This is a genomic window from Qipengyuania sp., assembly GCF_965277845.1.
GTDB lineage: Bacteria > Pseudomonadota > Alphaproteobacteria > Sphingomonadales > Sphingomonadaceae > Qipengyuania.
The window spans coordinates 645,433-662,423 of record NZ_OZ255844.1; the positions used below are offsets into that span (position 1 = coordinate 645,433).

Below are 16,991 nucleotides of genomic sequence, written 5' to 3' on the forward strand. Positions count from 1 at the left end.
TCAGCTCATGTGCTTCGAGACGGCACCCGTCATCTTGAACATGGAGATCTGTTCCATGCCGATCACGCCACCCAGCGTGTCGTCGGGATTGATCATGCGCTTGTCGTTGGAATCCTGCAGGCCCTTGGCCTTGATGTAATCCCACACTTTCGAGGTCACCTGCGCACGGGTCATCGGACCCTTGCCGACCACGTTCTCGAGCTGCGGCGACAGGTTCACCGGCTTCTGCAGTGCATTGTTCTTGCCAGCCATGACTAATCCTTTCCTTGGCTATGCTTCATTCTACGTCGCCCAGATCGTCGACATCCAGTTCCTCGACCTCATGGCCTTCGAACCTGGCTGTCAGAACTGCGGCGGCGGTCACGTGTCCGTCCAGATTGCGGACGAGTTCCTCATGCGTCGCCCCCGGCATCAGTGTGAGCGGGAGGTCGATCGCAAAAAGCTGGAAAACGTAGCGGTGTTCTTCGCCCAGCGGCGGGTCGGGCAGCAGCCATTCGGAATTACCCTGCGCGTTCTTGCCGGTGCGCGGCGGGGTCTCGCCTTCCATCAGCTTGCCCTTCTGCGGCGCGAGGCCCCAGACGGTCCAGTGGACGTGACCCTTGTCCGCATCCTCTGCCACCAACACCAGTTCCTGCGCCCCGGGAGGGGGCGCAGTCCATTCGAGCGGCGGGGCCACCGCGTCTTCCTCGATCGCGGTGAAAGAGGGATCGAGCTCGCCTTCATGGCGGAACGCCGCGCTGGTCAGCGTGAGGCCACCGCGGCCGAGTACCCGCTCGTCGGCGACCTTTTCCAGGGTCAGCGTATGGCCGACGGGGTTTCCGCCGACTGCCTTTTGAACCCAGGGCGCAACGCCGCTTGCCATGAATACTCCTCCAGATCGTCGCTCATTGCTGCATTTGGCCAACCTTTAAGGCATAGCTCGGGGTCACAAACCATCCCGCCGGACCGAATTTGCACCGTTTTTAAGGGAAAGCGGGTCTTTGGGGCGCCTGTGCGCACCCTTGCCCGCCCCCGATTAAGCCGCCATGGGATCATTATCGCCTCGCTTACGGGGCATCGGACATATCGTACGGGAGTAATCGCATGGGGCTGGGTCGCACCATTCTAACGACAACACTGGCAATTTCGCTCGCTGCCTGCGGGGGCGGGGGCGGCTCGGGCGGTGGCAACGCCACAGCCGGCGGCGGTAGCGGTGCCGGCACTGGCGGGGGCGGAGGCGGCACGGCCAACACCTGCTCGCTCGGCAGCCGCCAAGACTGGGTGCTCTCCCAGATCGATGAATGGTACCTTTTCCCCAACCTGATCGACCAGACCGTCAACAAGGCGAATTTCACCACGGTCCAGGACTATATCAACGCGCTGGTCGCACCGGCGCGCGCGCAGGATCGCGATCGCTTCTTCACCTATATCACCTCGATCCAGGAAGAAAACGAACTGATCAACAGCGGCTCCAGCGCAGGCTTCGGCGTCCGGCTGAGCTACAACCAGTCCGAAGGCAGGGTCTTTGTGGTCGAGGCCTTCGAGAATGCCCCCGCCTTCGCCCAGAATATCGACCGCGGCAGCGAGATCCTCGCCATCGACGGGGAACTGGTCAGTACACTGATGGCATCGGGCGGGCCGCAGGCGGTGGTCAATGCGCTCGGCCCGAACAATCCCGGCGTGACCCGCAATCTGCGTGTCCGTCAACCCGACGGCAGCGAAATCACAGTCGACGTAACCAAGGCCGAATACGCGCTCGATCCGATTTCCGACCGCTACGGCGCGAAGATCCTCGACAATGGCGGCACCAAGGTCGGCTATGTCAATTTGCGCACCTTCATCGTCGACGATGCCAAGCGGCAGTTGCGCGATGCCTTCACCGCGTTCCGCAACGAAGGGGTGACCCAGATCATCCTCGACTTCCGCTACAATGGCGGCGGACTGGTCTCGGTGGCCGAGGTTCTGGGCGATCTGCTGGCAGCCGACAAGGTCGGCCGGATCTTCAGCAAGACCGTCTACCGCGATTCGAAGAGTGCCTTCGACGAATCCCGCCTGTTCGCATCGGAGCAGCAGGCCATCGCGGCGACGAAGATCGCCGTGATCGGCACAAATGGCACGGCTTCGGCTAGCGAACTGGTGGCCAATGCCTTCATTCCCTTCCTCGGCAACAACATTGCGCTGGTCGGATCGGACACCTTCGGCAAGCCCGTGGGCCAGATCGCCCGCGACCGGTCCGCCTGCGACGATCGCCTGCGCGTGGTCGCCTTCCGCTCGGTCAATGCCGACGATCAGGGCGACTATTACAGCGGTCTGGCCGATGTCATGCCGCAAACCTGCGCCGCCTCCGACGAGATTCTCAAACCGCTCGGCGATCCAAGCGAGGCCTCGGTCGCTGCGGCGCTCGATTTCCTCGCCGGACGCAGTTGCAACGCCATCGGTGCGGCTCCTGCGACGCCTGCAACTGCGAGCGAGGAACCGGAACGGCGCGAATTGCTGATGCCGGACGCGCCCAGCCCGGCGCAACTCGAAATTCCGGGACTGCAATGACGGACCGACGCTACTCGACCTTTGCCGAGTTCTGGCCCTTCTACCTTCGCGAGCATTCGCGGCCCGGCACGCGGGCGCTGCATTACATCGGCACCACGCTGGTCGTGGCGTTGGCCGTGGCCGCCATAGTGGCGGAAGAATGGTTGTTGCTCGCGGCGCTCCCGCTGGCGGGCTATTTCTTCGCCTGGATCGCGCATTTCGGGCATGAGAAGAACCGCCCGGCGACCTTCACCTATCCGCTTTGGAGCCTGCGAGCGGATTTCCGCATGTGGTGGCTGTGGCTGACCGGGCGGCTCGGTCCCGAACTCGACGCGGCGGGGGTCGAGAAACGCTAGGCCAGCGCGACGGCGACCGTCGCGAGGCCGAGACCGACCGATAGCGGCACGCGCAGCGCCATCCACCAGCGCGGCGCGAGCGCGCCCAACCTGGCATCGACACCCAGGCTGACCAACAGCGCCCCGCCGAGCATGACCAACGACGGTTCGGGCCACTGCCAGCCCAGCACCCAAGGCAAGAAGCAGGCCAGCGCGACTAGGCTCGGCGTGACAGCGGCGATCCACACCCAGCCCAGCGTATGGCGTCGCTCGGCAGCCGGGGCGGCGGCGGCGATCCCCCACCACATGCCGCCAAGGAAGGACAGGATCAGCGCGGCATAGGCGAAAGCGATTGACTGTGCCGGATCGCGCCATTCCGTAGGGCCGGCATAGAGCACTGCGACGCAGGCGATCTGCGGCAGCAGGCCAGCCAGCCCAAGCAGGCGCGGCAAAGCCGGAATGCTACCCAAGTTTGCGCCCCCGCAACAGGAAAGCGGCGAAGCCGAGTGCAAAGGCCAGATCACCTGCAACGATAGCACCCACGCCCGGGTCACCGCCCTCACCCCAGCTAGGAGGGCCGAGCATCAGCACGACCATCACCTTGCCGAGTATCCCGGCGATCAGCACGGGCGCAAACCGCTTCGGCTGGCGTGCGACCAGCGCATAGACGATGCCGAAGCAGAAAATCAGCACTCCGCCGATCGCCTCGGCCGAACCCCACTCCGCATCGAGGAATGCGCCGAGGCCGATTACGAGGTTGTAGGCCGCAGCAAGCCAGAAGAAGATGCGCCAGCCGATAGGGGTACGGTCGGCCATTACGGCGTGTCCGGGCCGCTGAAGGGCTGGCTTTCGGTCCAGGCGCAGCCCAGGCGCTGCTCGCCCCCGACAAGCAGTGTGGCAGTATAGGGATAGCTGCGGTCGCTCATCCCGTCGGAGCATTCTCCCGGAGTGATGGTCAGATCGAAACCCGCGCCGTCGAGCTGACCGCTGATGCCAAGGCCGTTGTTCCCGGCAAAACGCTGTACCGGGAACTCGCGGCCATCGGGATTCTCGGGCGTGGAATAGGTCGCCATGCCGCCGCCTGCCGCGCCGCCCCAGAACGGCTCGGTGCCGGTGTAGTGTACGACTTCGGCCTCGGCGATCTCGGTGAAAGTCGATTCCTGCAGCGATCCGGGGCCCGGATCGTCGCCGCGGTCACCGCAGCTGCCGAGAGCCAGCGCTCCCAGGCAAAGATAGAACCTACTGTGCCTCACGCCGCGCTCCTGTATTTGCGGATGAAGTCGACCGTCTCGCCACGCGCCCGTTTTCCCTCGGGCACGGGCAGCAGCATCCAGACGTGGAACATGTCCTCATACTCGCGATAGATGTGTTCGGGCATCCCCTCATCGCCCAGCCGCTCGGCAAGCCGGCGGCCGTCCACCAGCAGGATATCCGAAGTGCCGGAGAAGATCGCCATCGGCGGCAGGCCCTCCAGTTCGCCGAACAGCGGGCTGACGCGAGGATCGTCGATGGACAGGTCGCCGCGATACATTTCGCCGCAGGCCTCCAGCCCGCTGACCGCCAGCATCCGGTCGCGCTTTTCGATCGCGCGTTGACCCTCGGCGGTCGCGGTCGCATCGAGCCAGGGCGAATAGAGCACCAGACTGCCCGGCATCGCCGCGCCTTCCGATTTCAACAGTTGCGCCAGCGCCAGGCTCATTCCGCCGCCCGCGCTGTCGCCCATCACGGTGATGTTCTTCGCCCCGTAGCGATCCGCCAGTTCATGATAGAGCGAGCGCATGGCCGCCAGCACATCCTCGGCTTTGTTTTCCGGCGCGAGCGGATAAATCGGCACCGTCGCCGATGCTTCCAGCCGCTTGCACAGATCGGCCACCGTGTCCCAATGCACCGCGGCGATGTCCATCACATAGCCGCCACCATGCAGGTACAGCAGATGCGGCGCATCCGGCCGTGCCCCGCCCTTGGGCTCGATCGTCACCACCGGGAAGCCGCGGCTGGCAAACTCGCGAATGGCGAAGCGCTTGTGCCACTTCGCACGCGGGCGGATCGGCTTTTGCGCCCGCAGCTTTGCAATCCTCTCGTCGAACTTGTCCGGCTCGGAAAAGAAGCGCTTGATGCCGAGCAGCGGCAGCGCGAAATTGACGAGGCGGGCGCGGATGCTGGCCATTGCCCTTGCTCCTTCAGCCGGGATTGGTGTCGAAAGCGGGAATGTCGCCCGTCTCGACCCAGCATTGCTTGCTGCGCGTCCAGATATGCGCCGACGGCGTGAATTGCGTAGTATCGTCCAGCGTGCCTGCCTTGATCCACAGCATCTGCGGCGACACCTCGGCCCTGGTGAACAGAGGCGAACCACAGGTGTTGCAGAACTGCCTTTCGACAGACCGACCGCTTTCCCCGCTGTCCCGATAGCACGCGGGATCGCCGGTAATCTCGACCTGCCCTTCCGGCGCGCCGATGATGGTCGAAAACGCACTGCCCGACTGCTTCTGGCAATGCGTGCAATGGCACACCATGGTGGCCGCCGGCTCCCCTTCGAATGCATAGCGGATTTCCCCGCAAAGGCATCCGCCAGTTTGTCTGCTCATCTCTTCCCCTCCCGAAAACAATGGCGAGACTACCCTGCCAAATCCCTGTGTCCAGCGGGCAGGCGGCGGATTGGATGCAACTCGGCCCGCATCGTCGAGGGCCACTGTGTTCGCGAGCCGGCGGGGCTTTGGAACACGCCGGGGCCGATCGGCGTTGGGAAGGTGGAAACCCGTCGTCATGAATATGCCTCGCCTCGACCCTCGCCTTTGCGCCGCCGCTCTCGTGCTTGCCGTGGTCACGGCCGGCGCGCTGAGCGGCTCGGCGATCGGCTCCACCCCGATGCTTCAGCGCAGCGTGGCGAGCCATATCCCCGAGGCCCCACCCAACGCCGGCGTCGGCGACTTCAAGCTCGACACGCGCAAGCGGCCACCCGATCATTACCCGCTCGTCACCCCGACCGGCACCATTCCGGTGGCCGCGCTGGCGTCGCACGGGCGATTGCGCGACAGGCGAGGCGGTTGGGGGGACCAGCCCGATGCCATCCCGCTGGCGGCGACCTACGCGGATGAATTGGCCGAGGACGAGGTAGATCGCCTGGCCAGATGGCAACCCGCGCCGCGCCGGACGGTGCCGGTGGCCGTCCAAATTTCACCGCCGCGCGTTACCGTGGCACGCGGTGCAGAGCGCGGCGAGCAGACTTATGCGACCAGTCCGGTGCCGGAGGTCCAATCCGATCCCGCCGTCCAACAGCAAGATCTGGCCGACCCTTCGCCCTCCTATCAGGCTGGCAGCCGGTAGGCCCGCTGAGGCGAGGAAGGCGGCCCCCAAAGAGGCCGCTTCCCGATTTTCGCTCCGATTTCCAACGAAGCTTATTGCGGCATAAGCACCGTATCGATCACGTGGATCACGCCGTTCGAGGCGGCGACGTCGGTCGCGGTGACGGTCGAGGTGCCACCCGCGGCATCGGTCAGCACGACATTGCCGTCGACCACAGTGGCGGTCAGCGTGCCGCCGTTGACGGTGGTGATGGTATAGCCTTCCTCACCCGCATCGGTGATCGCCTGGGTCAGCGTGGCGGCGTCCACATTGCCCTCGACCACGTGGTAGGTGAGGATATTGCCGAGCGTTTCGGTATCGTTGGTGGTCAGCTCGGTCAGCGTCGCCTCGGGGATCTTGGCGAAAGCATCGTTGGTCGGCGCGAAGACGGTGAACGGGCCGTCGCCCGACAGCGTTTCGCCCAGCTCTGCGGCAGTAACCGCGCTGACGAGCGTCGAGAAGGTCTCGTCGCCCTGCGCGACTTCGACGATGGTGCCGGTTTCGGCTTCGGCATTGGCCATCTGGTCGGCCGCAGCGGCAGTATCGTCATAGCCGTCGTTTTCCGCCGGGGCTTCGGCGCAGGCGGCAATCGCCAGCGATGCGGCAGAGGCGAGCGCAATGGTAAGCTTGTTCATATCGGTTCCCTTTTGTCGGTAAATTCAAGCATTTCCTCAGCCGGCCCACCCGGCTGGTGCTTCAAGATACGAACGTACGGGCCGTGCGGATGTTTCGAATTTCGGCAAGATTGTGTCGAGGCGGGGCTGAGGCGCGGCGAAGCGTGCCGACATCCGGGCGAGCGGTGCGCGCGATGCCCCGCCTCGCCGCTTCTACAGCACCTTGTCGGGACGGGCCTCGTGCTTGTGCTTCGATTCCTTGCCGAAGTTCCGCTCGAGCCGCTGGGCCAGCGTAATGGCTGCCTTGCGCGCGGCATCATCGACCTTGGCGGCGTGCGCGGTGACGCCGATGGGATTGCCCGAACGCGGGCGCGCCTCGATGGTGCAGGCCTTGTCGTCCGCCCCGCCCTTGCGCCCGTTCTCGTCGCGCACATGGATCTCGACCCGGGTCAGCCGCTCCTCGAACCGCGCCAGCTTGTCGCGCACTGCCGCCTCGATGCGTTCGGCGACGTTTTCGGTGCCCATGACGCTGTTGTCGGAATTGAACTGGACCTGCATTGGGGGATGCTCCTCTCGGTTGTGATCTGTTAGCTGTCGAGATGGGGAGGATCGCCCGCGATGCAATCGCCGATCCGCCGGAAAACCGCCGAAGTTCTTCGCGGTATTCTGCCGGAGCCTAGCCTTCGACCCGCACGCCCTCTTTCGGCCAGTCCGCGTCGACATCGACGCCCTGCCGCTCCCACTCGGCGCGGGTCCAGCACATGATGCGCTCGATGCGGCTGCCCGTCACGGCCTCGACCTTCATGCAATAGCGGGTGTCCTCGGTCCCGGCAGGGGCGATGGCGGGGCGATGTTCGCTGCCCGCGGCAAGCGGGGCGGCGCTGGCCAGCAGGGCCAATGCGAGGATCGGGTGCGCGGCGTGCATGGCGGGTCTCCTCTAAGGGTGCGATGCGATGGCGCGCAGGATACCACGTTCGCGCGGGCGAGGCGAACCGCATCCTGCCCGCGCCCAGTTTCGTGCCAGCTAGCGGGGCGTAACGCGCGCGGTGATCTTGATCTCCACCTCGCCCTCGGGCGCGAACAGGCGGTCGATATCGATCGCGGTCCAGGCGGGGAACGGGGCCTTCACATAGCGGTTCTTGACCGCCGCCAGCGCGGGCATCGAGGCGTCGATATCGACATGGTAGGTGGTGATGTCGACCACGTCGTCCCAGCTCGACCCGGCGCGTTCGAGCACGCTGCCGAGATATTGGAAGCTGCGATCATAGGCCTGTTCGCGGGTCATCCCCTCGGGCGGGGGGCCGAGGATCACGCCCGAGAGATAGACCGTGTCGCCGTGGATCACCGCCTCGGAGAAACCGTATTCCTCCATCATCGCGAGCCCCGGCCCGCCCTCGGGCATCACGGTGCGCTTCTCGCTCGCGGCATGGTCGTCGGCCAGCGCGGGTGCGGCGCTCGCCAGCGGCGCGCCGAGCAGGGCGGCGGCGAGGAAGGGCTTGAAGGCAGGCATGGCGGGGGTCCTCTCGTTCGGGCGGGTCATGAGCGAGCGCGACCTAGCACGAAAGCGAACGGCAGGCGACGCGGCACTCCCCCGGCACGCGCGCATTGACCGCACCAGTGTATTACACTAGCGACACAGCCCATGAAACGCGCCATCGCCATCCTCGTCGCCCTCGTCTTCCTCGCCTCCGGGCTGATCCGCATCGGGGTCAGCGGCCTGATGATCGGGGAGGCGGCCGGCTGGTGGAGCTTCGGCGGCGAAGCGGCGGAGGCATTGGCCGGCACGCGCGCTTTCCTGGCCGAGGCACCGATGAACCTCCTCGGCTTCTCGGTGCCCGCCTATTTCGCCTACATCGGCGCGATGGGGCTGGTGGTCTCGGTCGGCGCGGTGGGCGCGCTGCTTCGGCGGCGCTGGGGCCTGACCTGGCTCGCCGCCTATACCGCGATGCACGGCGCGCTGTTCGTCAACTTCTGGACGATCAACCCGAAGATCTGGCTGGTGGCGCTGTCGGCGGCGGCGATCGGCGTGCTGTGGTGGGCGAATGGCGAAGGGCGCGCGTAACGCCGATACCGCGTGACGAAGGTGACACCGTGTCACCTTTCGTCGTCATCCTCAAACTCCTGTAATGCCTCGATCAATTCCTCGTCCGACCAACCGGACGGACAGTGGGGCGAGGCGCCTTTATGCGTGTACGCCCCTGTGCCAAGCGCGCGCAGCGCCTCGAGCTCGCCCGGATCGTCCGGCCCCGGCGCGCCGGTCTCGACCTCCTCGCCCGCCGCGATCCGCCCGAGCAGCCGTTCGAAATCGCGCGCATGCCGTTCCGCCCCCGGCCCCAGCCGCCCGAACGCCGGATTGCCGCCCAGCGTGAACCGGCCGAGCAGCGCGACGGTCAGCCGCTCGTCATAGCGGCGATAGCTGTCCACCTTCTCGCCCTGGAAATAGACCGGCACCTCCACCCCGTTGAGCGCGCGTTCGAGCGCGGCATGCGCGAGCACGTCGTAGGAATGGTGGAAGGCGACCTCCCAGGCGAGGTCGAACGCCTTGCCCTTGAGCCGTGAGCGCAGGCGATAGGCCGACTGGCGCGACATACCGACCGACTTCGCGGCCTCGGTCACCGAATGCGTGGCGGAGAGCGCGCGCAGGAAGCGCACCTGCCTTGCGAGCGACCAGCCGTCGTGACGGGTGGCGGGCCCAGAGTCGGAGAGTGCGTCGGAGGGCTCGGGAGTGGCGGGAGCGGCGGGCGGGATGGGGCTGTGACGGGTCATCCTGCAGGATAAGGCACAGAATGGGGCATGTAGGAAAGTTTGCCTGCCGTTTACCTGCCCCGGCCGCCTGCGCTAGCGAGGCGCGCATGAGCGCGCCCAACATCCTCGTCCCCACCATCCTCGTCGACGCCGATGCCTGCCCGGTAAAGGAAGAAATCTACCGCGTGGCGGAGCGTTACAAGGCGCAGGTCCGCGTGGTCAGCAACAGCCCCTTTCGCGTGCCGGTGAGCGAGCGGGTCAAGCGCGTGGTGGTCTCCGACAGCTTCGATGCCGCCGACGACTGGATCGCGGAGAATGCGGACGCGCGCAGCGTGGTGATCACCGCCGACATATTGCTCGCCGAGCGCTGCCTGAAGGCAGGCGCGCGCGTGCTGAAACACGACGGCCGCGAGTTCGACGCCGCCAGCATCGGCAGCGCCATAGCCACCCGCGCGATCATGGAAGACTTGCGCGCCGGGATGGACGGCATGGGCGGCGGCCCACCGCCGTTCAGCAAGGCGGACCGCTCGAACTTCCTGCAGGCGCTGGATCGGGTACTGGTGGGGATGCGCTAGGTCGCGACGATATGCTGGCGGAACCAGTCGGCGAGTTCGTCTTCGGACAATTCGCCTGCCGCGAGGGCGACGAAGGCGACAACCAGTTCGGCGTCGGTGGCATCGAGCGTGTGGCTATTGAGCATCAGGAAGGTTTCGCTCACCACCGCGGCGGTGCGCTTGTTGCCATCGACGAAGGGATGATTGCGCGCGATCCCATAGGCGTAGGCTGCGGCCAAAGCCGCCGCGTCGGGCTCGCCATAGTCGGCGAGATTGCGCGGTCGGGCCATTGCGCTGTCGAGCATTCCGGCATCGCGGACACCATCACCACCGCCATGCTCGGCCAGTTGCTCGGCATGAGCGGCAAGCGCCACGTCGGTGGCTATCCAGGTCCAACGCTCAGTCATCGCAGGATTTAACCGTCATCCCAGCGAAAGCTGGGATCTCTGGCGGTGGAGCGATACGATGGAGATCCCAGCTTTCGCTGGGATGACGTGAGAAAGTCACTTCGCCAGTTCGCGCAGCGCGCGCTTGCGTGCCGCCATGACCTTGCGCGCTGCGGCCATCTGCTCTTCGAAATCCGGCACCCCGCCGACAAGCTCGATCCCGTTGGGCTTGAGCACCAGCGTCAGCTCGTCCCCCACTTGCCGGTCGAGATGCGCCAGCACGTCCTTGGGCAGGACGATCCCGGCGGAATTGCCGATCCTGGTGATCTTGAGCGGCTTGTTCATACGGGAGTTATAACGCGCAGCTCAGTGAAGAGCAAGTTTCAAAGACTTCCAAGAGTTGCTGAAAACTTAGAAAGTTGCATTGACGAACAAAGTGCGAACCCTGAATATGGTTGTTCTGAAAGGATTAAAAATGGCACGCGAAGAACCGACCATTACTCGAAAGGTCTATTTTTTTCGGATCGCGCACTTTGATCAGGTGAGAGACGGCCTGCCTAGCGCCTGTGAGCGTATAGACGGTTTGGAATTTAGCGATACTGGGCGTTACCGGACTGATGGAGCATCACCCTACAGATATTCGCTTTATCCGGACACCTTGGAATTCCCAATCAAGCTGCGATTTGGCAAGATCCGTCGTGATGGGCTGCCCCAGATAGAACAAGTAGGTAAACTCGAAACGCTTGCTCTCGACGAAGATGCAGGCCTTGTCGACCTGTCTCATATCGTGATTTTCAAAGATGGATTTGTAGCGGCTGAATGGAACGCTGACGGACCGAAGTTGTCTCAGATGACCCCATATTTCTTGGAAAAGGGCAAACTCAACGACCCCCCCAGCGTTTCTGCCATTGCTTGAACGCGATATTGTTCAAACGCTCGCGAAGCTCAATTCGGTTAGGGTTCTTGAAGTTGAGGTTCCCCCAGACACTGCTGAACTCGCTAAAGAGGCAGATGAAAGCCTCTACGATGCGATCAAAGCGCTAGAATCATTGGGTGCAACAAAGCGCGTCGGCCTAAAAATGACTGCCGATAACAGTTCGGCAAAGTTGCTGAAGTTAGCCAACAAGCTTGCCAACATGATTAAACGGAACCCGCACCAGCGCGATCAATTCAACAGCATTCTGGCTAGTGGCAGGGACGAAGAAGCGCGTATGACACGCTACATCGATATCCTCGAAAGCAAGATGGTCACTGCAGAGGAGTTTATTCGGAGCAGTTCGCGATCTCGTGGTATAGACACAAAGGACGCTTATCGCGTTCTCGAACGGGCCTATTCCGAGAACATCGAGCGATTGCGTCAGTCGGCAGTATCAAGTGAATTTTGATGCGAAGGTATTTCAGGCACAGAATCGTTGCGGACTGGCTAGTTGCAAGCATAGTTGGCGTGGCGTTTACGATCGCCTGGCGAAATGGGCTACTCTTCGGTTCGCCGAACGAAATAGATGGCCGCATATTCCTGACAGCGGGAACAATCTCCGCCACACTTCTCGGCTTCAGCTTAGCGACGGCCAGCTTCCTAATCAGTCACACTAAATCTGAGAGTATGGCACTTTTGCGGGAATCGAAAAGCTTCAGCCAGCTGGTCCAATTGCTGCAATCAGCACTCTGGCGATTCTTTGGTTTCGCCATCGTTTCGATAGGCACTTTCGCAAGTTACCAAGCAGAACCTACGATTGCGTTGGCTTCGTTCGTCGCGATGTCAGTCGCGACTACGATCACAGCTACCACTTTGATCTGGTCAGTCGGTGCGATCCTGCGCCTGACTCGTTGAATTCAAATGCTCACTCCTCCGGCAAATACAACTTCTCCCCTTTCTCGCGGTACACCTCACTCATCTCCTCCATACCCTTCTCCGCTTCCTCGGCCTCCTCGGCTGAGGTCTCGCGCTTGATGTTCTCGCTCGCGAGGTAGCTGTCCGAGTTCTGCTTCGCCGCGAAGTCGCGCACTTCCTGCGTGATCTTCATCGAGCAGAATTTCGGGCCGCACATGGAGCAGAAGTGGGCGGTCTTGGCGCCTTCTGCGGGCAGCGTCTGGTCGTGGTATTGCTCGGCGGTGTCGGGGTCGAGGCTGAGGTTGAACTGGTCGCGCCAGCGGAATTCGAAGCGGGCTTTGCTCAGCGCGTCGTCGCGGACCTTGGCGGCCGGGTGGCCCTTGGCGAGGTCGGCGGCGTGGGCGGCGAGCTTGTAGGTCACCACGCCCACTTTCACGTCGTCGCGGTCGGGCAGGCCGAGGTGTTCCTTGGGCGTGACGTAGCAGAGCATTGCGGTGCCGTACCAGCCGATCTGCGCCGCGCCGATGCCGCTGGTGATGTGGTCGTAACCGGGCGCGATATCGGTGACGAGCGGGCCGAGCGTGTAGAACGGCGCCTCGCCGCAGGCTTCCAGTTGCTTGTCCATGTTCTCCTTGATCTTGTGCATCGGCACGTGGCCGGGTCCTTCGATCATCACCTGCACGTCCTGCTCCCAGGCGCGCTTGGTGAGCTCGCCCAGCGTGTAGAGCTCGGCGAATTGCGCCTCGTCATTGGCGTCGGCGATACTGCCTGGGCGCAGGCCGTCGCCCAGCGAATATGCGATGTCATAGGCCTTCATGATCTCGGTGATCTCGTCGAAGCGCTCGTAGAGGAAGCTCTCCTTGTGATGCGCGAGGCACCATTTCGCCATGATCGAGCCGCCGCGCGAGACGATGCCGGTGACGCGCTTGGCGGTCATCGGGACATAGGGCAGGCGCACGCCGGCATGGATGGTGAAATAGTCGACGCCCTGTTCGGCCTGCTCGATCAGCGTGTCGCGGAAGATCTCCCAGGTCAGGTCCTCGGCAATGCCGCCGACCTTTTCCAGCGCCTGGTAGATCGGCACGGTGCCGATGGGGACGGGCGAGTTGCGGATGATCCATTCGCGCGTGTCGTGGATGTTGCGCCCGGTCGAGAGGTCCATGACCGTGTCCGCGCCCCAGCGGATCGACCAGACCATCTTGTCGACCTCGGAGGCGACGTCGCTGGCCACGGCGGAATTGCCGATATTGGCGTTGATCTTGACGAGGAAGTTGCGCCCGATCGCCATCGGCTCGGTTTCGGGGTGGTTGATGTTGTTGGGGATGATCGCGCGGCCGCGGGCCACCTCGTCGCGGACGAATTCGGGGGTGACGTAATCGGGCACGCTGGCGCCCCAGGGCTGGCCGCCGTCGCGCGCGGTCTCGTAGGCCGCCGCATCGCGCAGCATTTCGCGCCCGAGGTTCTCGCGCTCGGCGACATATTCCATCTCGGGCGTGACGATGCCCTGCCGCGCATAGTGCATTTGCGTGACGTTTGCGCCCGGTTTGGCGCGCAGCGGGCGCTTGACGACATTGGGGAAGGCCGGGACGCCGCCCGAACGGTCGGGGCCGAGCTGGCCGTTATCCTCGGGCTTCACTTCGCGTGCATCGTATTCCTCGACATCGCCGCGCGCCATGATCCATTCGCGGCGCTTGGCCTCGAGGCCGGCGCGGATGTCGATGGTCGCATCGGGATCGGTGTAGGGGCCGGAAGTGTCGTAGACGCGCACGCTGGGCTCCCCGCCCTCGAGGTCGATCTCGCGCATGGCGACACGGATGCCCGAGCCGCTCTTCGCGCCGACATGGACCTTGCGGCTGCCGCGGATCGGGCCGGTGGTGACGCCGATGTCGAATTTGGAATTGATGTCGGCCATGGATGAGGACCTTCCTTGGATTGGGGGAACGTTAGAGACGGATGAGCGCGGCGGCGATCAGCACCACGCCCATGAGGAGCGAGAGCCACGCCCAGAGCTTGTTCGCGGCGCCCATCAGGCGCCGGGCGATGGCAAGGAAACTGTCGCCGAAGGCGAGGATGAGCGCACCTTCGATAGCGATCCACCCGCCGAGGACGGTGACGAGCACGGCAAGCCAGTCGTCCGGCCGCCATGGCGAAACGAGGTAGATCGCCGCGCCTAGGGCGATGCAGACGATCCCGCTGAGAAAGCGCAAGCCGATATCGCGTTCGAAATGGGCGAGCAGCGCCGCCCAGCCGCCCGGCATGCGCAATTCGCCGATCGCCGCGGACAGCGCATAGAGCCCGAAAAACAGGGCGATCCAGGCGGGGATGTCGATAGCGTCGGCCACGCGAAATCTCTCCTCTTGGCGGATGGAGAGCGGACCCTTGGCATGTGCCGCCCACTCCCTCCGCCGATGCTAATCGGTTCAGGTTCGACGGGTCGGGCAGCGCAACCTGCCCCTCTCAGCCCAAAGCACGAAGACTCTGCTGGCTCCCCGGGGTTGGCTGGAATTGTACGCACTTGCACCGTCCCTGTCGAGCCGAACCCGACATGCGTCGGTTTGCCCCGCACCGTCCTATCGCTATAGCGGCCCCACCACCCCCTAAGGAGAGGATTCAACCGATATGAAACTTCGCGCGCCGCTCACCGCCGCCGCCTTGCTCGCCACCGCCTCGATCGCCGCGCAGGCGCAGGCACGGCCGATGACCCCCGAAGACGTCGCCAAGCTCGAAAGCGTCGGCACCATCGCCGTCTCGCCCGATGGCAGCCGTGTCGCCTATACGACCGCGCGGCTCCCCGACGTCACCGAAGGCGAGGAGAACGGAACCACGACGCAGCAGCTGTCGATGGCCTACGGCCCCGGCAATGTGCGCGAGTTCCTGCCCGACGACATGAATGTCAGCGGCGTCCGGTTCTCGCCCGATGGCCGCATGGTCAGCTTCCTGTGGGCCGACGGAGACGATAAAACCGCCGTATGGGGCATCCCCGTGGATGGCGGCGCACAGCGCAAGCTCGCCGCTGTCGAAGGCGCAGCCGTGCGCTCCTATGCCTGGTCGCCCGATGGCAGCCATATGCACCTGCTGGTCGCGGCGGAAGAGGACAAGGATCGCACCAAGCAGAGCGAGGCCGGCTTCAACTCGGTCGTCTACGAGGAGGAGCAGCAGCTCAACCGCCTCTTCCGCGCGCGTATCGGCATGGAACCCGATGCCGAACCACAGGAAGTCAGCGTTCCTGGCTACGTCACCTCGTTCCAGATCGCGGACGATTCGCGCATCGGCGTGATCGAAACGGCGCCCACCACGCTGATCGACGACCAGTACGTCAACAAGAAGGTCAATATTCTCGACATGGCTTCGGGCGATGTGCGCCTGGTCATCAACACGCCGGGCAAGATCGACGATGTCGAAATCTCGCCCGATGCGAGCCAGCTGGCGCTGATCGCGGCGGTCGACATAAACGATCCGGCGGCGACCACGATCCATTTCGTCGATACCGCCACCGGCACGGTGACGCCACATAATGCGGGCGCGCCGGAAGCGGTGATCGACGTCGAATACATGGATGACGGCCGCCTGATCGCGGCAGTGCATGTCGGCGCGCAGAGCGTGCTGCGCATCCACAATCTCGACGGTTCGCTTGCACGCGAAATCGATCCCGGCGCGCTGATCATCAGCAATGTCGAGACCGAGGGTTCGGTCATCGCGGTCGAGGCGAGCGCGCCGCGCCACCCGACCGAGCTGTTCCGCCTCGACGGCGACAGCTTCACCCGCTGGACCAGCCACAACCCCTGGCTGTCCGAGATCGACTTCGGCAAGCAGCGCACCTTCCGTTACACCGCGCGCGACGGTCAGGAAGTCGAAGGCGTGCTGATCGAGCCGGTCGGCGGCGCCCCGGCAGGCGGCGCCCCGCTGATCCTCAACGTCCACGGCGGGCCGGAAGCGCATGACAGCAATGGCTGGCAGACCGCATATTCCAAGCCCGGCCAGGTCGCGGCGGGCCAGGGCTATGCCGTCTTCCTGCCCAACTACCGCGGCTCGACCGGCTACGGCACTGCGTTCTCCAAGCAACACCAGGGCAATTACACCGACCCCGAATTCACCGATCTGGTCGACGCCAAGCGCGCGCTGGTCGCCGAAGGCATTGCCGATGCCGATCGCGTGGGCGTGACCGGCGGGTCCTATGGCGGCTATGCCACCGCCTGGTCCTCGACCCGCTGGAGCGAGGAATTCGCCGCCGGCGTCATGTTCGTCGGCATCTCGAACCAGATCAGCAAGTTCGGGACGGGCGACATTCCTTTCGAGATGTACAACGTTCACAGCCGCGCCTGGCCGTGGGACGACTGGCAGAAGATGCTCGAGGTCAGCCCCATCTATCATGTCGACAAGGCGGAAACCCCGCTGCTCATCATGCATGGCGAGGAAGACACCCGCGTCGATCCGGGCCAGAGCCTCGAGCTTTATCGCTCGATCAAGATCCGCAAGCCCGATACGCCGGTGCGGATGGTCTTCTACCCGGGCGAAGGCCATGGCAACCGCAAGGCCGCCGCGCGCTACGACTACAATCTGCGCATGATGCGCTGGTTCGACACCTATCTGAAGACGGGCGACCGCAACGCCGCCCTGCCAGCCGAACGCCCCGAGCTTCCGGCCGGCACGACCGGAACCAAGAGCGAGGACTGATCCTC

General features: G+C 64.3%; 25 protein-coding genes. 9 read left to right on the plus strand and 16 right to left on the minus strand.

Annotated features, from left to right (window positions below; genetic code table 11):
- On the minus strand, positions 1 to 252 hold the full coding sequence (locus tag ACQY4G_RS03205) for an SWIB/MDM2 domain-containing protein (RefSeq protein ID WP_067695606.1): 252 nt from the start codon (positions 250 to 252) through the stop codon (positions 1 to 3).
- A gap of 25 nt (positions 253 to 277) precedes the next feature.
- The gene (locus ACQY4G_RS03210; RefSeq protein WP_421993053.1) at positions 278 to 862 is read right to left on the minus strand and encodes a YbhB/YbcL family Raf kinase inhibitor-like protein; all 585 of its coding nucleotides are present in this window, start codon (positions 860 to 862) and stop codon (positions 278 to 280) included.
- 221 nt (positions 863 to 1,083) lie between these two features.
- On the opposite strand from ACQY4G_RS03210, the gene ACQY4G_RS03215 reads away from it, so the two are divergent.
- The gene (locus tag ACQY4G_RS03215; protein WP_421993055.1) at positions 1,084 to 2,526 is read left to right on the plus strand and encodes a S41 family peptidase; all 1,443 of its coding nucleotides are present in this window, start codon (positions 1,084 to 1,086) and stop codon (positions 2,524 to 2,526) included.
- Positions 2,523 to 2,861 carry an Mpo1-like protein gene (locus ACQY4G_RS03220; RefSeq protein WP_421993057.1) on the plus strand — a complete coding sequence of 113 codons (339 nt, stop codon included), beginning with the start codon at positions 2,523 to 2,525 and terminating at the stop codon, positions 2,859 to 2,861. Before ACQY4G_RS03215 ends, ACQY4G_RS03220 begins: the two co-directional genes overlap by 4 nt.
- Here ACQY4G_RS03220 and ACQY4G_RS03225 read toward each other — a convergent pair.
- Genes ACQY4G_RS03225 through ACQY4G_RS03245 form a run of 5 tightly spaced genes read right to left on the minus strand, consistent with a single transcriptional unit; the run spans position 2,858 to position 5,425 of the window.
- Positions 2,858 to 3,310, minus strand: coding sequence for a DUF3429 domain-containing protein (locus ACQY4G_RS03225; RefSeq protein ID WP_421993059.1), 453 nt, complete (start codon positions 3,308 to 3,310; stop codon positions 2,858 to 2,860). The two genes, ACQY4G_RS03220 and ACQY4G_RS03225, sit on opposite strands and share 4 nt — an antisense overlap.
- The gene (locus ACQY4G_RS03230) at positions 3,303 to 3,656 is read right to left on the minus strand and encodes a hypothetical protein (RefSeq protein ID WP_291168894.1); all 354 of its coding nucleotides are present in this window, start codon (positions 3,654 to 3,656) and stop codon (positions 3,303 to 3,305) included. Before ACQY4G_RS03230 ends, ACQY4G_RS03225 begins: the two co-directional genes overlap by 8 nt.
- Positions 3,656 to 4,093, minus strand: coding sequence for a COG3650 family protein (locus ACQY4G_RS03235; RefSeq protein WP_291168891.1), 438 nt, complete (start codon positions 4,091 to 4,093; stop codon positions 3,656 to 3,658). The genes ACQY4G_RS03230 and ACQY4G_RS03235 overlap by 1 nt, the downstream gene beginning before the upstream one ends.
- Complete coding sequence (locus ACQY4G_RS03240) at positions 4,090 to 5,007, minus strand: alpha/beta hydrolase (RefSeq protein ID WP_421993061.1); 918 nt, start codon at positions 5,005 to 5,007, stop codon at positions 4,090 to 4,092. Before ACQY4G_RS03240 ends, ACQY4G_RS03235 begins: the two co-directional genes overlap by 4 nt.
- Before the next feature lie 13 nt (positions 5,008 to 5,020).
- A complete protein-coding gene (locus ACQY4G_RS03245) occupies positions 5,021 to 5,425 on the minus strand; it encodes a GFA family protein (RefSeq protein ID WP_291177362.1) in 405 nt (134 codons plus the stop codon).
- A 178-nt stretch (positions 5,426 to 5,603) separates the two neighbouring features.
- Here ACQY4G_RS03245 and ACQY4G_RS03250 point away from each other — a divergent pair, with 178 nt between their 5' ends.
- Positions 5,604 to 6,164, plus strand: coding sequence for a hypothetical protein (locus ACQY4G_RS03250; RefSeq protein ID WP_421993063.1), 561 nt, complete (start codon positions 5,604 to 5,606; stop codon positions 6,162 to 6,164).
- Between the two features lie 71 nt (positions 6,165 to 6,235).
- On the opposite strand, the gene ACQY4G_RS03255 is transcribed toward ACQY4G_RS03250, so the two are convergent.
- The 4 genes from ACQY4G_RS03255 to ACQY4G_RS03270 form a co-directional block, all read right to left on the minus strand.
- Positions 6,236 to 6,817, minus strand: coding sequence for a fasciclin domain-containing protein (locus tag ACQY4G_RS03255; protein WP_067695630.1), 582 nt, complete (start codon positions 6,815 to 6,817; stop codon positions 6,236 to 6,238).
- A 192-nt stretch (positions 6,818 to 7,009) separates the two neighbouring features.
- Positions 7,010 to 7,354, minus strand: a complete 345-nt coding sequence (locus tag ACQY4G_RS03260; protein WP_421993064.1) for an HPF/RaiA family ribosome-associated protein — start codon at positions 7,352 to 7,354, stop codon at positions 7,010 to 7,012.
- Between the two features lie 118 nt (positions 7,355 to 7,472).
- The gene (locus tag ACQY4G_RS03265) at positions 7,473 to 7,721 is read right to left on the minus strand and encodes a hypothetical protein (RefSeq protein ID WP_421993066.1); all 249 of its coding nucleotides are present in this window, start codon (positions 7,719 to 7,721) and stop codon (positions 7,473 to 7,475) included.
- A gap of 99 nt (positions 7,722 to 7,820) precedes the next feature.
- Positions 7,821 to 8,306, minus strand: a complete 486-nt coding sequence (locus tag ACQY4G_RS03270) for a RidA family protein (protein ID WP_425061713.1) — start codon at positions 8,304 to 8,306, stop codon at positions 7,821 to 7,823.
- A 132-nt stretch (positions 8,307 to 8,438) separates the two neighbouring features.
- On the opposite strand from ACQY4G_RS03270, the gene ACQY4G_RS03275 reads away from it, so the two are divergent.
- Complete coding sequence (locus ACQY4G_RS03275; protein WP_421993070.1) at positions 8,439 to 8,858, plus strand: hypothetical protein; 420 nt, start codon at positions 8,439 to 8,441, stop codon at positions 8,856 to 8,858.
- Positions 8,859 to 8,890: 32 nt separating this feature from the next.
- On the opposite strand, the gene ACQY4G_RS03280 is transcribed toward ACQY4G_RS03275, so the two are convergent.
- On the minus strand, positions 8,891 to 9,562 hold the full coding sequence (locus ACQY4G_RS03280; RefSeq protein WP_421993072.1) for a hypothetical protein: 672 nt from the start codon (positions 9,560 to 9,562) through the stop codon (positions 8,891 to 8,893).
- 86 nt (positions 9,563 to 9,648) lie between these two features.
- Between ACQY4G_RS03280 and ACQY4G_RS03285 the strand changes: the two genes are divergently transcribed.
- Positions 9,649 to 10,116 carry a YaiI/YqxD family protein gene (locus ACQY4G_RS03285; RefSeq protein WP_421993074.1) on the plus strand — a complete coding sequence of 156 codons (468 nt, stop codon included), beginning with the start codon at positions 9,649 to 9,651 and terminating at the stop codon, positions 10,114 to 10,116.
- Here the strand turns inward: ACQY4G_RS03285 and ACQY4G_RS03290 are convergent.
- The gene (locus ACQY4G_RS03290; protein WP_421993076.1) at positions 10,113 to 10,502 is read right to left on the minus strand and encodes a type II toxin-antitoxin system death-on-curing family toxin; all 390 of its coding nucleotides are present in this window, start codon (positions 10,500 to 10,502) and stop codon (positions 10,113 to 10,115) included. The two genes, ACQY4G_RS03285 and ACQY4G_RS03290, sit on opposite strands and share 4 nt — an antisense overlap.
- A gap of 96 nt (positions 10,503 to 10,598) precedes the next feature.
- Positions 10,599 to 10,826, minus strand: a complete 228-nt coding sequence (locus ACQY4G_RS03295; RefSeq protein WP_421993078.1) for an AbrB/MazE/SpoVT family DNA-binding domain-containing protein — start codon at positions 10,824 to 10,826, stop codon at positions 10,599 to 10,601.
- A 130-nt stretch (positions 10,827 to 10,956) separates the two neighbouring features.
- Here ACQY4G_RS03295 and ACQY4G_RS03300 point away from each other — a divergent pair, with 130 nt between their 5' ends.
- From ACQY4G_RS03300 to ACQY4G_RS03310, 3 genes are read left to right on the plus strand one after another with little or no spacing between them, the layout of a single operon-like run.
- On the plus strand, positions 10,957 to 11,397 hold the full coding sequence (locus tag ACQY4G_RS03300; protein WP_421993080.1) for a hypothetical protein: 441 nt from the start codon (positions 10,957 to 10,959) through the stop codon (positions 11,395 to 11,397).
- Positions 11,390 to 11,866, plus strand: coding sequence for a hypothetical protein (locus tag ACQY4G_RS03305; RefSeq protein WP_421993082.1), 477 nt, complete (start codon positions 11,390 to 11,392; stop codon positions 11,864 to 11,866). The genes ACQY4G_RS03300 and ACQY4G_RS03305 overlap by 8 nt, the downstream gene beginning before the upstream one ends.
- Positions 11,867 to 11,925: 59 nt before the next feature.
- Complete coding sequence (locus tag ACQY4G_RS03310; protein WP_421993084.1) at positions 11,926 to 12,312, plus strand: hypothetical protein; 387 nt, start codon at positions 11,926 to 11,928, stop codon at positions 12,310 to 12,312.
- Between the two features lie 10 nt (positions 12,313 to 12,322).
- Here the strand turns inward: ACQY4G_RS03310 and thiC are convergent, their stop codons facing one another.
- Together thiC and ACQY4G_RS03320 are read right to left on the minus strand one after the other, a co-directional pair.
- The gene (gene thiC / locus ACQY4G_RS03315; protein ID WP_421993086.1) at positions 12,323 to 14,224 is read right to left on the minus strand and encodes a phosphomethylpyrimidine synthase ThiC; all 1,902 of its coding nucleotides are present in this window, start codon (positions 14,222 to 14,224) and stop codon (positions 12,323 to 12,325) included.
- Between the two features lie 31 nt (positions 14,225 to 14,255).
- Positions 14,256 to 14,654: a hypothetical protein gene (locus ACQY4G_RS03320; protein WP_425061714.1), complete on the minus strand. Its 399-nt coding sequence runs from the start codon at positions 14,652 to 14,654 to the stop codon at positions 14,256 to 14,258.
- Positions 14,655 to 14,931: 277 nt separating this feature from the next.
- Here ACQY4G_RS03320 and ACQY4G_RS03325 point away from each other — a divergent pair, with 277 nt between their 5' ends.
- On the plus strand, positions 14,932 to 16,986 hold the full coding sequence (locus tag ACQY4G_RS03325) for a S9 family peptidase (RefSeq protein ID WP_421993092.1): 2,055 nt from the start codon (positions 14,932 to 14,934) through the stop codon (positions 16,984 to 16,986).
- Positions 16,987 to 16,991 lie beyond the last annotated feature (5 nt).

Bases quoted from the DNA above. Each gene is read 5' to 3' on its own strand.
- ACQY4G_RS03265 (WP_421993066.1), bottom strand. From the start codon at position 7,721: ATGCACGCCGCGCACCCGATCCTCGCATTGGCCCTGCTGGCCAGCGCC.
- ACQY4G_RS03215 (WP_421993055.1), top strand. From the start codon at position 1,084: ATGGGGCTGGGTCGCACCATTCTAACGACAACACTGGCAATTTCGCTC.
- ACQY4G_RS03230 (WP_291168894.1), bottom strand. From the start codon at position 3,656: ATGGCCGACCGTACCCCTATCGGCTGGCGCATCTTCTTCTGGCTTGCT.
- ACQY4G_RS03295 (WP_421993078.1), bottom strand. From the start codon at position 10,826: ATGAACAAGCCGCTCAAGATCACCAGGATCGGCAATTCCGCCGGGATC.
- thiC (WP_421993086.1), bottom strand. From the start codon at position 14,224: ATGGCCGACATCAATTCCAAATTCGACATCGGCGTCACCACCGGCCCG.
- ACQY4G_RS03290 (WP_421993076.1), bottom strand. From the start codon at position 10,502: ATGACTGAGCGTTGGACCTGGATAGCCACCGACGTGGCGCTTGCCGCT.
- ACQY4G_RS03275 (WP_421993070.1), top strand. From the start codon at position 8,439: ATGAAACGCGCCATCGCCATCCTCGTCGCCCTCGTCTTCCTCGCCTCC.
- ACQY4G_RS03220 (WP_421993057.1), top strand. From the start codon at position 2,523: ATGACGGACCGACGCTACTCGACCTTTGCCGAGTTCTGGCCCTTCTAC.
- ACQY4G_RS03325 (WP_421993092.1), top strand. From the start codon at position 14,932: ATGAAACTTCGCGCGCCGCTCACCGCCGCCGCCTTGCTCGCCACCGCC.
- ACQY4G_RS03255 (WP_067695630.1), bottom strand. From the start codon at position 6,817: ATGAACAAGCTTACCATTGCGCTCGCCTCTGCCGCATCGCTGGCGATT.
- ACQY4G_RS03245 (WP_291177362.1), bottom strand. From the start codon at position 5,425: ATGAGCAGACAAACTGGCGGATGCCTTTGCGGGGAAATCCGCTATGCA.
- ACQY4G_RS03250 (WP_421993063.1), top strand. From the start codon at position 5,604: ATGAATATGCCTCGCCTCGACCCTCGCCTTTGCGCCGCCGCTCTCGTG.
- ACQY4G_RS03240 (WP_421993061.1), bottom strand. From the start codon at position 5,007: ATGGCCAGCATCCGCGCCCGCCTCGTCAATTTCGCGCTGCCGCTGCTC.
- ACQY4G_RS03210 (WP_421993053.1), bottom strand. From the start codon at position 862: ATGGCAAGCGGCGTTGCGCCCTGGGTTCAAAAGGCAGTCGGCGGAAAC.
- ACQY4G_RS03270 (WP_425061713.1), bottom strand. From the start codon at position 8,306: ATGCCTGCCTTCAAGCCCTTCCTCGCCGCCGCCCTGCTCGGCGCGCCG.
- ACQY4G_RS03300 (WP_421993080.1), top strand. From the start codon at position 10,957: ATGGCACGCGAAGAACCGACCATTACTCGAAAGGTCTATTTTTTTCGG.
- ACQY4G_RS03285 (WP_421993074.1), top strand. From the start codon at position 9,649: ATGAGCGCGCCCAACATCCTCGTCCCCACCATCCTCGTCGACGCCGAT.
- ACQY4G_RS03280 (WP_421993072.1), bottom strand. From the start codon at position 9,562: ATGACCCGTCACAGCCCCATCCCGCCCGCCGCTCCCGCCACTCCCGAG.
- ACQY4G_RS03205 (WP_067695606.1), bottom strand. From the start codon at position 252: ATGGCTGGCAAGAACAATGCACTGCAGAAGCCGGTGAACCTGTCGCCG.
- ACQY4G_RS03260 (WP_421993064.1), bottom strand. From the start codon at position 7,354: ATGCAGGTCCAGTTCAATTCCGACAACAGCGTCATGGGCACCGAAAAC.